The organism is Rufibacter roseus, assembly GCF_001647285.1.
GTDB lineage: Bacteria > Bacteroidota > Bacteroidia > Cytophagales > Hymenobacteraceae > Nibribacter > Nibribacter roseus.
Map to the genome: position 1 here is coordinate 187,244 of NZ_LRML01000002.1, position 12,992 is coordinate 200,235.

General features: G+C 43.7%; 10 protein-coding genes. 9 read left to right on the forward strand and 1 reads right to left on the reverse strand.

The genetic code is table 11. The features are described 5' to 3' along the window. Positions 1–7: 7 nt before the first annotated feature. The 4 genes from wecB to A8O23_RS02725 are packed head-to-tail and all read left to right on the forward strand — an operon-like array spanning position 8 to position 4,565. The gene (gene wecB, locus A8O23_RS02710) at positions 8–1,090 is read left to right on the forward strand and encodes a non-hydrolyzing UDP-N-acetylglucosamine 2-epimerase (protein ID WP_066616185.1); all 1,083 of its coding nucleotides are present in this window, start codon (positions 8–10) and stop codon (positions 1,088–1,090) included. Beyond that, on the forward strand, positions 1,087–2,199 hold the full coding sequence (locus A8O23_RS02715; protein ID WP_066616186.1) for a glycosyltransferase: 1,113 nt from the start codon (positions 1,087–1,089) through the stop codon (positions 2,197–2,199). The genes wecB and A8O23_RS02715 overlap by 4 nt, the downstream gene beginning before the upstream one ends. A 10-nt stretch (positions 2,200–2,209) precedes the next feature. After that, positions 2,210–3,514 (forward strand): O-antigen ligase family protein, encoded by a 1,305-nt coding sequence (locus A8O23_RS02720; RefSeq protein ID WP_066616191.1) that lies wholly within the window; start codon positions 2,210–2,212, stop codon positions 3,512–3,514. After that, positions 3,480–4,565: a glycosyltransferase gene (locus A8O23_RS02725; RefSeq protein ID WP_066616192.1), complete on the forward strand. Its 1,086-nt coding sequence runs from the start codon at positions 3,480–3,482 to the stop codon at positions 4,563–4,565. Before A8O23_RS02720 ends, A8O23_RS02725 begins: the two co-directional genes overlap by 35 nt. Before the next feature lie 84 nt (positions 4,566–4,649). On the opposite strand, the gene A8O23_RS02730 is transcribed toward A8O23_RS02725, so the two are convergent. Then, on the reverse strand, positions 4,650–5,393 hold the full coding sequence (locus A8O23_RS02730) for a class I SAM-dependent methyltransferase (protein WP_066616193.1): 744 nt from the start codon (positions 5,391–5,393) through the stop codon (positions 4,650–4,652). Positions 5,394–5,886: 493 nt separating this feature from the next. Here A8O23_RS02730 and A8O23_RS02735 point away from each other — a divergent pair, with 493 nt between their 5' ends. The 5 genes from A8O23_RS02735 to A8O23_RS02755 all read left to right on the forward strand — a co-directional run bounded on the left by A8O23_RS02735 (position 5,887) and on the right by A8O23_RS02755 (position 12,961). Further along, a complete protein-coding gene (locus tag A8O23_RS02735; protein WP_066616194.1) occupies positions 5,887–7,035 on the forward strand; it encodes a glycosyltransferase family 4 protein in 1,149 nt (382 codons plus the stop codon). 469 nt (positions 7,036–7,504) lie between these two features. After that, positions 7,505–8,281 (forward strand): O-antigen ligase family protein, encoded by a 777-nt coding sequence (locus A8O23_RS21540; protein WP_239693337.1) that lies wholly within the window; start codon positions 7,505–7,507, stop codon positions 8,279–8,281. Positions 8,282–8,427: 146 nt separating this feature from the next. Then, positions 8,428–9,810 (forward strand): histidine--tRNA ligase, encoded by a 1,383-nt coding sequence (hisS, locus tag A8O23_RS02745; protein ID WP_066616201.1) that lies wholly within the window; start codon positions 8,428–8,430, stop codon positions 9,808–9,810. Then, complete coding sequence (gene hutH, locus A8O23_RS02750) at positions 9,810–11,315, forward strand: histidine ammonia-lyase (RefSeq protein WP_066616204.1); 1,506 nt, start codon at positions 9,810–9,812, stop codon at positions 11,313–11,315. Before hisS ends, hutH begins: the two co-directional genes overlap by 1 nt. Beyond that, on the forward strand, positions 11,312–12,961 hold the full coding sequence (locus tag A8O23_RS02755; protein ID WP_066616207.1) for a T9SS type B sorting domain-containing protein: 1,650 nt from the start codon (positions 11,312–11,314) through the stop codon (positions 12,959–12,961). Before hutH ends, A8O23_RS02755 begins: the two co-directional genes overlap by 4 nt. The last annotated feature ends 31 nt before the right edge of the window (positions 12,962–12,992 follow it).

Sequence of the window (12,992 nt, forward strand, 5' to 3'; positions counted from 1 at the left end):
AATTGGCATGGTAAAAATTGTTACGATAGTAGGGGCTCGTCCCCAATTCATAAAAGCAGCAGCCGTAAGCAGGGCATTCTCCAAATCAGCAGAGATAACTGAAATTATAGTGCATACGGGGCAACACTTTGATGATAACATGTCAAAAGTGTTTTTTGATGAGCTAAACATACCCACTCCACATTATCACCTACACATTAATGGCGGCTCTCACGGAGCTATGACCGGTAAAATGCTGGAGAGCATTGAGGAAGTACTATTAAAAGAGCAACCTCACTTCGTGCTGGTGTACGGTGACACCAATTCTACTCTAGCCGGTGCTTTAGCTGCAAAGAAACTGCACATTAAAGTAATTCATGTAGAAGCCGGGTTGCGTAGCTTTAACATGAGAATGCCGGAAGAAGTAAATCGTATTCTAACAGATAGAATATCAGATCTCCTGTTCTGCCCTACTGACACTGCGGTAGCCAATCTACAAGCTGAAGGATTTGAAAACCTGCCAGTGAAGGTGATCAAAAACGGCGATGTGATGCAAGACGCCGCCCTTTACTATCAAAACAAGCTAGCAGAAACAAACGGAGATAAGACTATACCAACAGCAGGATCCTATATATTAGCAACAATACACAGGGCTGAAAATACAGACAATCCGGATAATTTACGCAGCATCATTGAAGCTTTCAATGAGATAAATACTACCACTCCAATTGTGCTGCCCTTGCACCCGCGCACCAGAAAGCTACTTCAGCAGCAGGGTATTTCCACAACTGTAAAATTGATTGAACCTATTGGCTATTTAGAGATGATTCAACTCATCATGAATGCCCAACTAATCATGACCGACAGCGGAGGACTCCAGAAAGAAGCCTTCTTCTTCAAGAAGCATTGTGTTACCTTGCGTGAACAAACTGAGTGGGTAGAATTAGTGCAAAACGGGGTAAATATTATAACAGGAACAGACAAGACTAAAATTATAGAGGCTGTAGAGACCCTGAGAAATAAAGAGTCTAATTTTGAAATAGATTTATACGGTTCAGGGAAAGCCAGTGAGAGAGTTGTACGTGAAATCTTGAGCTATTCAGCCGAATGAGAATTGCATATTTACTTTCTTGGGAGTTGGGGAAACAGGACGGGGTCACCAAAAAAGTACTTGCCCAAACCAGCGAATGGATAAAATTAGGCCATGAGGTTACAGTTTTCTGTGTATGTAAGAATGATTCCTTACCCAATACCTCTGTACCCATTATTCCTTTTAAAAGAGAACCAGCTTCTACAATTTTAAAAGAGTATTTTTCATTGAAGAAAGCCCATAAAAAGGTAAAAGCTGCGCTAGCTGCCTTCAAACCAGATATTATATACCACCGCGCCGAAATTCCACAGTCTGCCCTTGGTGAAATCATCGCAAAGTTTCCTACCGTTATGGAAATGAACACGAATGATATGTCTGAGTTAAGGGAACTTGCGAAGAAGAATCTGAAAGGTAAAGTAAGATTCCTTTATTACTCTCTTATCAGAGACAGATACTTGGGCAGAGCATCTGGCTTTTGCTGCGTTACAAATGAAATTGGTAACCTGAGCAGCATAAAGAAATATAAAAAGCCTATTGCAGTCATACCCAATACTATAAGAACTAGTAATTATGCACCGGCACCTACCCAAACAAAAGCCGAAGCTCCTAAATTGCTGTTCATGGGTTCACCTGATCAAAGCTGGCATGGTACAGATAAAATTTTAGAACTTGCCTCTAAAACTATCAATGATTTGCAGTTTGAACTGGTGGGGCCCAGCAAGCCTAACTACAAAACACCGCAGAATATAAATTTTCATGGTTTTCTGAAACAGGCAGAGTATGAAAACATTGTTAAATCCTGTGATGTAGGTATCTGCACCCTTGCCCTACATAGAAATAACATGCATGAGGCTTCACCCCTAAAAACACGCGAGTACCTGGCGTATGGTTTACCAATTATACTTGGGTATAAAGACACCGCTTTTATGGAGCAGTCTCCTGAATGGGTTCTTCAATTAGACAACACAGAAGACAATGTTGAGTCTAACCTTGAAGAAATCAAAGCTTTCTGTTTTAAAAATAAAGGAGTAAGATTAAAGAACGAACAGGTCAAAAAATACATTGACGTAAGCGTTTATGAAAAGAAAAGATTGGCTTTTTTAGAAAGTGTAGTTCTAAAAAAGAAATAGGTAGCCCTCTATGCAGATTTCAATAAGCAAGATCATTTTCTACTTGTTTCTCTTACTGCCGCTAAGCTTTAAAATAGAGCCTGTAGAGGGCGTTGCAGTTTATCCGCAGGAGTTATTGTTCCCGGTACTGATTGTCTTGTCAGTTATGGGAGGCTATAAAAAGATATTACCAGAGTCTAAGCCGTTTCAGTTTTACTTTGTAGCTTTTGCGGTGGTTTTGGTAGCTACCATACTCTCTCAGTTACACACTCCAGATCTAAGTGGATTACTTAAAGTAATTAAATACCTGCTTTATCTTACTTCCATTCTATTGCTCTCAAATTATAACTTTGAGAATTTCTTAAGCAAGTTCAACACCGTAGGTTTTCTCTGTATTGTAAGCTCTATCTTGCTGTACCTGTACAAGTTTCTCATTTTTGAGGGTACGGCCTCAGAATTTGTGGGATTAACCACTTGGAACACTGATTATACCCCTTCTGGTTATTCTAATTTAGTTTACCAAGTTTACTCTGGGGAGTTTGAAAGGACCACGGGTAATCATGGTATTTACGGCTCTTACCTGATTCTAATTTATATTCTTAATTTAGCCAAAGTACTGGAAGGAAAATCTAAACTGATAAATAAAAGTCTGGTGGTGCTGGCGCTATCTAACTTACTGCTCATTAACTCAAGAGAGGCATTAATGGTATTTATTATTGTTAATTTTCTCTATTTCACAAAGCCACTGCTAAAGCTTAAGTTAAAGATATCTTATATCATCATATTTGCCGTCATAATTTTAGGCATGGTAGCCTTGGTGATGTATGATGTTAATATAGGCATGGTGCAAAAGGTGCAATACACCATTGAATCTTTTAATGAAAAAGGGAGTGAAAACAATATTTCCTTGAGATTCAGGGTATGGCATCTTATTCTTCTTTCCTTTACCCTTTACCCGCTCAGCCTTTTATTTGGTACAGGCTATAACCTGCCAATTTTTGAGAAACATCTCACTAATACTAATGCACATTATCAATTGTACAACGATTTTGTGACAGTGCCAGAGAGTATGTTTCTATTTTTCTTGAGTTTTGGCGGTATCTTGGCATTTATCTTCATTTTGCTGTTCTTTTTATCTGCGGTAGTTGAAGTTTATAAATTGGAGAACAAATCTATTACCACCGAATTGTTTTTCATCACGTTTTTAGGGCTGATCTTAGCAAATAACACAGGCGGATCTCTCATGTCTGACCTGCTCTTGGCTCAGTTTTCGTTAGTTTACCTTTGGATAGTTAAGAAATATGGCACCAAAAAAGATCTTGCTCCTAACCGTTAGAGCGGACCATGGAGGAGGGCCAAAGCACCTAGATATTCTTCTAAACTATCTATCTGAAAGTTTCTCTTTATTCGTTGCTTGCCCTAAAGACAAGCCTTTCTTTCAGATCTGGCAAACTAACCCAGCGGTGAAGGCAATGATAGAAGTGCCTCATAGGAAATTCACTCTTTCCGCCCTTTTTAAATTACGGCAATTTATAATAGACCAAGAAATAGAAATAGTACATTCTCATGGCAAAGGAGCTGGTGTATACAGCAGGCTACTGAAAGCAACTTTACCTAGCTTAAAAGTGCTTCATACTTTTCATGGGGTTCATGTGCAAGAATATGGGGTTTTAAGCAAAGCCATGTACACATTCTATGAAAAGCTAGTAAAGCCGCTGACAAACAAATTTATCAACGTATCTGAGGGAGAGAAGAATGCCTGCCTTGCCCTTGGGCTGTTAGATCAAAAAAGACAGGTTACAGTTTATAATGGAATACCCGCAGCACCAGCACTTAAGGCTCCTACATCTAGGTTAAACCAAAAGTTTGTCATCATTTCTATCTCAAGATTTGATTACCAGAAGAACATGGGGTTACAATATGAAATTGCTAAAGCCATGGCTCCTTTTCAACATGTTCAGTTTTGGTGGGTGGGAGACGGACCTGAAAAAGAATTTTTAGAAAGAAAAGCAAAAGAAGAGAACCTAAACAATATTACCTTTCTAGGGTTTCAAAACAATCCTGGTCAGTTTTTACAGGAAGCACAAGTATACTTGTCTACCTCGAGGTGGGAAGGCCTTCCCTTGGCACTACTTGAAGCTGCCTCCTATGGCTTGCCAATAGTAGCCACCAACGTTACTGGAAATAATGAAGTGGTAGAGCACGAGGTAAATGGTTTTCTGTTCAATGAAGATGCCTTAACTTCAGTTACAGACTACCTCTTGCAGCTAGAATCAGACAGCGATCTGTATAAAAAAATGTCATTGAGTTCATTGGAGATTTTTGAACAAAAGTTCACAACCAACACCATGATACAAAAGACAGAGAAAGTATATTTATCACTGTAATGCAACCCACTATTTAAATTAAAATACAACACTATTTAAATTAAAATACAATAAGCTAGCAGGTTACATTACAGAGGCATAAAATCAGTTTGTTGTTGTTGTTGTTGTTGTTGTTGTTGTTGTTGTTGTTGACCCCAGGTAAAAGTTTGTTTCAAGACGCTGCTCAATTGGGTAGTTTAAGAACTCGCCTGAGTACGATTTCTCTTTCTCAATCAACAAGAAAATTGCCCACGCCATTTTAGGGAAAAGCTTGGCAAGAGGTTTTGCTACAGCAGGAGGAAAAGGATAAAAATTACTCCCCGCTGTCCGAACTATTTTGTATCCATCCGGGAAACCGGTGTTCACAAACCTTTTGATGTCCATGTGCGTGTACCCTCGCACGTGGGCACTGTTATTCTTAAGGCTAGAAGGCTGCTGACCCATTAGCAGAAGAACACGGTTATGAAAAGAGGCCAGGTTTGGAACACCCACTAAAAATTTGCCGCCCCGCTTCAACACCCGCGTTACTTCATGAAAAATCCAGAAAATCTCTTTTGTGTGCTCTAAAATCTGATTGGCAATCACTATATCAACAGACTCATCGGCAAAAGGCAGGCGGTCGCACTCTATATTGAGCTGGTGCACATTTATTTTTTTCCCCTTTAAGCTCTGTACATAAGGGGTATAACTTTCTACGGCATGTAATTCAGATGCTGGATTCACCTCTCTGGCAATTAACAAATCTGCGCCTTCTCCTGCACCTAAATCAAGAATTACTTTTGCTTCACGCTCAGAAGATATATATTCTTTTATAATGTTTCTTCCGTAGTTAAGGCTTCTGTCAATCATACTTTTTATTAAATTTATTCTTCCAATATTTAAAACCTTAACTCATGAAGCAAACAACAAGTGCTTCTTTGTAGAAAGGACCACTTATGTGAACTTTTGAGCTAGCCTGAGAGATGGGTACTCTATATTTCATCCCTCTTTCAGAATGAAATAATATGCAATATAAATAAGTTATTCTCTTCAGAAATAAAAAAAATCTAAATAGAAGGTACCAGTACATGTAGCCAAGAAATTTTGAGTTTTCAATTCTTCTGAAACTGCCCCCTGCCCCGGCAGTGCTCCAATAAAAAGAACAATTGTTTCAACAGCCCTATTTAAATACAGAAGACGGTCAGAACCTCGGGGAAAGATTATATCTTGCGGTTATCTTCAGATTTAAGTCTGTACAAAATATTGCCGTTGGGTGCGATATGGTGTTTGAGCAAATCTAGTTGCTCAGGCCATCACCAAAAAGACGGAAGCATTTATAAGCCTAATTGGGCTTCTTTGATTAATGAAAGCAAAATCAGAACTACAAACCTATTCTAATACCAAAACCGCCATTGTACATGAATGGCTATCTGTTATAGGAGGGTCAGAAAAAGTATTAGAAGACATTCATAAAGTTTTTGGCGGGCCCATCTATACTTTAGTGAAGAACGAAGAAGTAGTAAACAATAGCTATTTCAAAGACACTGAAATTCATACTTCATTCATTCATAATCTTCCGTTTGGTAAAACCGCATATAGAAATTACCTCCCCCTCTTCCCATTAGCCATAGAACAATTTGATCTGTCTGATTTTGAGATCATAATATCTTCCTCCCACTCCGTGGCAAAGGGGGTGCTTACCACCCCCAATCAGCTACATATTTGTTACTGCCATTCTCCTATGCGTTATGCCTGGGACTTATACCACCAATACCTGCGCGATGCGAATTTAGGCTTCGGTATCAAAGGATTGCTTGCCCGCAGTGTGTTGCATTATATTAGAACCTGGGATGTGTCGTCTGTGAACAGGGTTGACCACTTTATAGCCAACTCCAATTTTATAGCAAGAAGAATAAAAAAGATTTACAACCGCGAAGCGGTGGTGATATACCCACCGGTTGATCTAGACAAATTCACACTTGTTTCTGTCAAAGAAAACTATTACTTGGCTGCTTCCAGATTAGTGCCCTACAAAAGAATAGATTTAATAGTAGAGGCTTTCTCCAAAATGCCCGACAAAAAATTAGTTGTGATTGGTGATGGTCCGGACCTAAAACTGATAACAGAAAAAGCCAAAGGAAGCGCAAATGTGCAAATGCTAGGGTTTCAGAGCTCTGAGGTACTTATACAGTACATGCAAAAGGCCAAGGCCTTTGTTTTTGCGGCGGAAGAAGATTTTGGCATAATGCCAGTGGAGGCACAGGCATGCGGAACACCTGTTATTGCCTTAGGCAAAGGAGGCTCACTTGAGACAGTTACCGCTGAAACTGGTGTGTTCTTCAAAGAACAAACTGCTCAAAGTCTAATAGAGGCGGTACAAAACTTTGAATTGAACCAGAGCCGCTTTGACAGTGCCACTATCAGGCAAAATGCAGAGCGGTTCAGCAGACCAAGGTTTATCTCAGAAATCAAAGATTTTATACTTCAGAAACATGCTGAATTTAAATCATGAGCATAAAGCTGTAATATATTGGCAAACAGCATATTTAACACTAGTCTATTTATATGCGTTTACCCTTCCGCTTTCAGTTAAAATAAATGCCGTTGTTTTTATAGCACTAGCTGCCTATTGGCTTGTGTACTCCTTTAGGTTTAATTTTAAACTGAAAAAGTTTTTCACTTCCCCCTACGCTAAAGTACTTGCATTTTATTTAGTGCTGCTCTGCCTGTCCATCTTGGTGAGTGACAACAAAGGTAACAGCCTAAAGTACCTCACACTGCAGACGTCTATCTTTCTACTTCCGCTGGTATTTTATAAAAAACTGTCTCCTAACCAAACTAGGTTTTGCCTGAAGCTTTACGTATTGGGCTGCATTTTAATCTCTTTTTTTGCGCTCTACAAAAACTACACAGAAAACTTTAACTCCTTCGCCTTTACGGCAGAAAGCTTGGGACAAGTAGATTGGACGTACTTTTCGTACATGCTGCCCATTTCAGTGAAGTTTCATGCGCCTTACTTTAGCTTATACTGCTGTACAGCTCTCATCATTACTTTTTGGTTTTGCTTAACACACATACAGAAAAGAGAATTTTGGAAAGCTGGATTTTTGGGAATAGCATCAGGCTACTTATTTGCGTTTTCTGGTGTGTTGGCCTCCAGAAGTTCATTGGCTTTTACAATCATAGTTCTGACTGTTGCGCTGTTGGTGTGGGGGTTGAAAGAAAGAAGGTATGTTGCTGTGCTTGTTATTTTATCCTTAGCACCAATTCTCGCTTTCTATACCTATAAAAAGGTGCCATACCTAAAAAGCAAGCTGGAAAGCTCGGCAGGCTTAGATGAAAGGCTGACGCTATGGGAAAACGGATTAGAAGTTATCAAGAACAACCTGTTTTTGGGCACCGGAACAGGTGACACCCAGGATACACTCACCAATACATATAAGGAGAATGGTTTTGAGAACGGAGTAAAAGAAGAACTCAACATGCATAACCAGTATCTGGAGACTACTGTTGGGCTAGGAATTATAGGTCTCCTGACTCTGCTTTCTATGTACTTTTTAATTTTTAGAAGCGCTTTTGTTCAGAAAAAAATCATACTGATATGCTTTATAAGTGTTTTTAGCCTTTGCAGCTTGACAGAGTCTTTGCTAGACGGAAGAGCGGGCGTGCTGTTATTTTCTTTTATTGTCAGCTTAATGCTCTTAAACCCAATGCATTCAGAAACAGAATCACGTAGCATAGAAGAAGGTAGTTTATAATGTCTTTGCACCTAGTTTCTATGTTTTTAACCTACTTTTATAAAAAGAAGCCTAAAACAGCATATTAGTTCCTATACAGCTTTCGCTTTCATTCCTCCTCTATTCTAAAACCAGTTTTTGCTATCTTCGCGGGATTTCTTTTTCCTATGAGCAAAGACAAACCATCTATTCCCAAGGGCACCCGAGATTTTGGGCCGGCCACTGTGGTGAAACGTAATCATATATTTTCGGTCATCCGCCGTACGTTTGAGAAGTTCGGATTCCTGCCGCTGGAAACCCCGGCCATGGAAAACCTTTCGGTCTTGACCGGAAAGTACGGCGATGAGGGCGACCAGCTGATTTTCAAAATCCTGAATTCAGGTGATTACTTGGGTAAAGTAAAGCCTGAAGACCTGGAGAAAGGATATAAAGCCCTTACCCCCAGAATCTCAGAGAAAGCGCTGCGCTACGATTTAACGGTGCCTTTTGCCCGTTACGTGGTCATGAACCGCAATGACATTTCTTTCCCCTTCAAGCGGTACCAGATTCAGCCGGTGTGGCGGGCCGACCGTCCGCAGCGGGGCCGGTACCGGGAGTTCTACCAGTGTGATGCCGATGTGGTAGGCACCAACTCTCTGCTTTGCGAGGCGGAGATTATTCTGATGATGGACGAGGTACTGAGTTCTTTGGGCTTAGATGACTTCACCATCAAATTCAACCACCGCGGGCTGTTGGCTGGTATTGCGGAGGCCATTGGTGCTAACGGACGCGAGGCTGATTTATGTGTGGCCATTGACAAACTGGACAAGATTGGGCAGGAAGCTGTGAATGAGGAACTTCGGCAGAAAGCTTTTTCTGAGGAATCTATCACCAAACTAGCTCCCATCTTTGGCTTAACCGGTGAAATACAAGATCTGCTTCCGCAGTTAGATACCTTACTGGCTGATTCAGAGGAAGGCAAAAGAGGTTTGAAAGACATACGCCAGATGCTGGCGTTTTTAAGCTCTTTTTCTGTAAACAAGGCAAAACTGCAACTCGACGTGACGCTTGCCCGTGGCCTCTCCTACTACACAGGCTGCATCTTCGAGGTGAAGGTAAATAATGTGCAGATGGGCAGCATCAGTGGTGGCGGCAGGTACGACAACCTCACCGGCATGTTCGGTCTGCCAGGTGTTTCAGGAGTAGGATTCTCTTTTGGTGTAGACCGTATTTTTGACGTACTGGAAGAGCTGAAACTGTTTCCGGAAGACAGCCAGACTATCACCCAAGTGCTTATTGCCAATTTTGACGAGGCCTCTATGCAATATGCGCTGCCGGTGCTGCAGACACTCCGGAAAGCGGGCGTTGCCACTGAATTGTTTCCAGAATCGGCTAAGCTAAAAAAACAGATGGCCTACGCCGACCAGAAGAATATTCCGTATGTGCTGTTGATTGGCTCTGAGGAAATGGAGAGCGGCTTGTTGAACCTGCGCAACATGCGCACCGGCCTGCAGGAACGACTCACATTGGACAACATCCAGAAAGTTTTACAAAACAACCTGAACCTATAATGCCTGAGCAGCACCTGATTACATCTGCCCCCCTGTCGCTGGCTAAAATTGGTCAGGTGCTTCGTGGCAAAGAAACTTTAACACTTTCTGAGGAAGCCGAACAGCAGATTGAGCAATGCTTCAACTATCTGCACGCGCACCTTAAAAGCTCCACAGTACCTGTTTATGGCATAAACACGGGGTTCGGAGCACTTTGCAATACCTCCATCTCCACCGAGAACCTGGAAACCTTGCAACGTAATCTGGTGGTTTCTCATGCCTGCGGCACTGGCGACGAAGTACCGGCAGAGATTGTGAAACTGATGCTGTTCCTGAAAGTACAGTCCCTGGCTTACGGGCACAGTGGGGTACAGGTGGCTACGGCGCAACGGCTATTGGCCTTCTATAACCGCGACATTTATCCGGTGGTGTACCAGTTGGGCTCTTTGGGTGCCAGTGGCGATTTGGCGCCACTCGCTCATCTGTGCCTACCACTTTTAGGCGAAGGCGAAGTTCAATTCCAAGATTTCAAACTGAAAGGACAAGACGTACTGGATATTTTCTCCTGGCAGCCTATCAAATTACAAGCCAAGGAAGGATTGGCCCTGCTGAACGGTACGCAATTTATGACGGCCTACGGAGTTCTTACCTGCCTCAAAGCTCGCCAGATTGCCGCCGCCGCCGATGTGATTGCTGCTCTGTCGCTAGAGGCTTTTGACGGATTGGCCTCCCCTTTCTCCCCGTTGGTCCATCAGGTTAGGCCACACGCAGGGCAACGAACTTCGGCCGACAGAATTTTGCAGTTACTTCAGGGCAGCGAATTACAGGCTAAACCCAAGGCTCAGGTGCAGGATCCATATTCTTTCCGTTGCGTGCCGCAGGTACACGGGGCCAGTTTAGATGCCCTGGCCTACGCTGAACAGGTATTCACCACAGAAGTAAATTCGGTCACCGACAACCCAAACATTTTCCCGGAAGAGGATGTGATTATCTCAGGCGGCAATTTCCATGGGCAGCCGCTGGCGCTGGCGCTGGATTTCCTGAGTATAGCGTTGGCAGAGTGGGGCAGCATTTCGGAGCGGAGGACGTTTCAGCTGGTGTCGGGGCAGCGGTGTTTGCCACAGTTCCTGATTCAGGAGCCGGGGCTTAACTCGGGGTTCATGATTCCGCAATACACGGCCGCCTCCATCGTTAGTCAAAATAAGCAGCTTTGCACACCAGCCAGCGTTGACTCCATTGTTTCCTCTAACGGGCAGGAAGATCACGTAAGTATGGGCGCTAATGCCGCCACCAAGGCTTGGCAAGTAGTACAGAATGTGGAACGGATTTTGGCCATTGAGCTAATGACCGCTGTACAGGCTCTGGAGTTTCGCCGTCCGCTGCGTACCTCAGAGCCTCTAGAGATATTGGTGGCGGCTTTTCGGAAACAAGTGGCACCGTTGGAGCAGGACCGCGTGCTGCAACCAGACATAGACAAGAGCCTCACCTTTATAAGACAATTTCCTTTTGAAGAGTTGATGACGTGAGAAAAGGGATAACATTTCTGTTCGTTTGGCTAATTGCCTGTTTTGGAGCCTGGGCGCAATCGCCGTGCTTTCTGGCGTACAATGAACAGAACGTACCCGTGCAAACCTTCTGCGTAGGTGAGCGCATCACCTTCAAAGACAATTCCGGCCAAAGCAACGTAGTAGAGTTCTATGACTTTGACGACCGCAACGGCTTAGACTTTTCCAGTTCAGCCACTTCGCACACTTTTACCACCCCTGGCACATTTGTAATTACACAATTGGCCAATGGCTTTAACCAGTGCCAAAGAACCTTTCAGGTAAAGGCGCAGCGGCCTGATTCTCCGCCTGTGCTACAGTCGCTTTCCGTCACCACCAGTGGTCTACAGCTCAAGATTCAGTCCTCTGCCATCAATGATTTGGTATTGGAAAGAGCCGCCTCGCCCACAGGTACCTTCACCGCCGTGGAAACCTTTTCTGCCGTTCCTTCAGGCCAAAGCGACCGCACCGTAACCGTAGCTCAAACCGGCGGCTGTTTTCGGCTGCGCGTCACCAACGTGTGCACCGGTGAAGAAAACATTGTCTCTAACACCGTTTGCGTTCAGTCGATTTCCGTTACCGCAGGCGACCGGCAAAACCAACTCTTTTGGACCGCTAACACCAGCCCTGCCGCTTTAAGCAATTATCAAATAATAAGAGGCGGTCAACCGTACCAGACACTCCCTCCCAACCAAAATTCCTTCACCGATGCTCAAGTGGCGTGCGGACGGCAGTACACGTATTCTTTAGCAGCAGTTTTCACAGACGGCGCCCAAAGCACTTCGGCACCGGTGCAGGTAGAGACACAGGGCACCACGCCCCCGTCGGCCCCTATTCTTCTTGTGAGCTTCAACTTGCAGAACCAAATCGTTCTAGAGACTATAGTGCCGGAGCAGGAGACTTTTAAAGAACAAGCCCTGTTCCGCAGCCTAAACGGAGGTGCTTTTGACCTGATTTCTGAAAAACAGCCGCAAAACGCATTAGATACCACTCTTCCCGACCTCAGTCAGCGTCCCTGCTACCAAACCGCCTACACCGATTCCTGCAGCCTTGTATCTCCCCGCAGCAACACCGCCTGCCCTGCCCTTTTAGCGGCAACCTATAGAACAGAAAACGGTGCTGTTGCCTTGACCTGGAGCCCCTATGAAGGTTTTCCTAACGGAATTGAGAGCCAGACGCTGGAGTTGCTGGATGAGCAAGGAAACGTTTACTGGAGCACCACTGTCAGTGGACAAAGCTATGTACACCAGCAGTTACCACAAACGTACCAGCGACTCTCTTACCGTTTGCTCAGTAGTTCAGAAGCAGGCAATCTGCAGAGCGCCTCCAACACCGCCACCATTGACCAACCATTCCAGTTCTTCTTCCCCACCGCCTTCAGCCCCAACGGCGACGGGTTGAACGATGTGTTCAGAGCCGTAGGCCCTCCTTTCGCCTCTACTTTCAAGTTGCAGGTACTCAACCGCTGGGGGCAAATCATATTCGAATCAAACAGCCCCCAAAGCGGCTGGGATGGCACCTACAACAGTAAACCCGCCCCACCAGAAACGTATCTCTATCGTTTTGAAGCCACTGATGTGAACGGACAGCGCATCACCAAAAGCGGCAAAATTACGCTGGTGCGGTAAGAGCTTACGCGCTTAAAAAGAAACCTATATG

Coding starts and splice junctions, on each gene's coding strand:
- wecB (WP_066616185.1), top strand. CDS start 8: ATGGTAAAAATTGTTACGATAGTAGGGGCTCGTCCCCAATTCATAAAA.
- A8O23_RS02735 (WP_066616194.1), top strand. CDS start 5,887: ATGAAAGCAAAATCAGAACTACAAACCTATTCTAATACCAAAACCGCC.
- hutH (WP_066616204.1), top strand. CDS start 9,810: ATGCCTGAGCAGCACCTGATTACATCTGCCCCCCTGTCGCTGGCTAAA.
- A8O23_RS02715 (WP_066616186.1), top strand. CDS start 1,087: ATGAGAATTGCATATTTACTTTCTTGGGAGTTGGGGAAACAGGACGGG.
- A8O23_RS02720 (WP_066616191.1), top strand. CDS start 2,210: ATGCAGATTTCAATAAGCAAGATCATTTTCTACTTGTTTCTCTTACTG.
- hisS (WP_066616201.1), top strand. CDS start 8,428: ATGAGCAAAGACAAACCATCTATTCCCAAGGGCACCCGAGATTTTGGG.
- A8O23_RS02730 (WP_066616193.1), bottom strand. CDS start 5,393: ATGATTGACAGAAGCCTTAACTACGGAAGAAACATTATAAAAGAATAT.
- A8O23_RS02725 (WP_066616192.1), top strand. CDS start 3,480: ATGGCACCAAAAAAGATCTTGCTCCTAACCGTTAGAGCGGACCATGGA.
- A8O23_RS21540 (WP_239693337.1), top strand. CDS start 7,505: ATGCTGCCCATTTCAGTGAAGTTTCATGCGCCTTACTTTAGCTTATAC.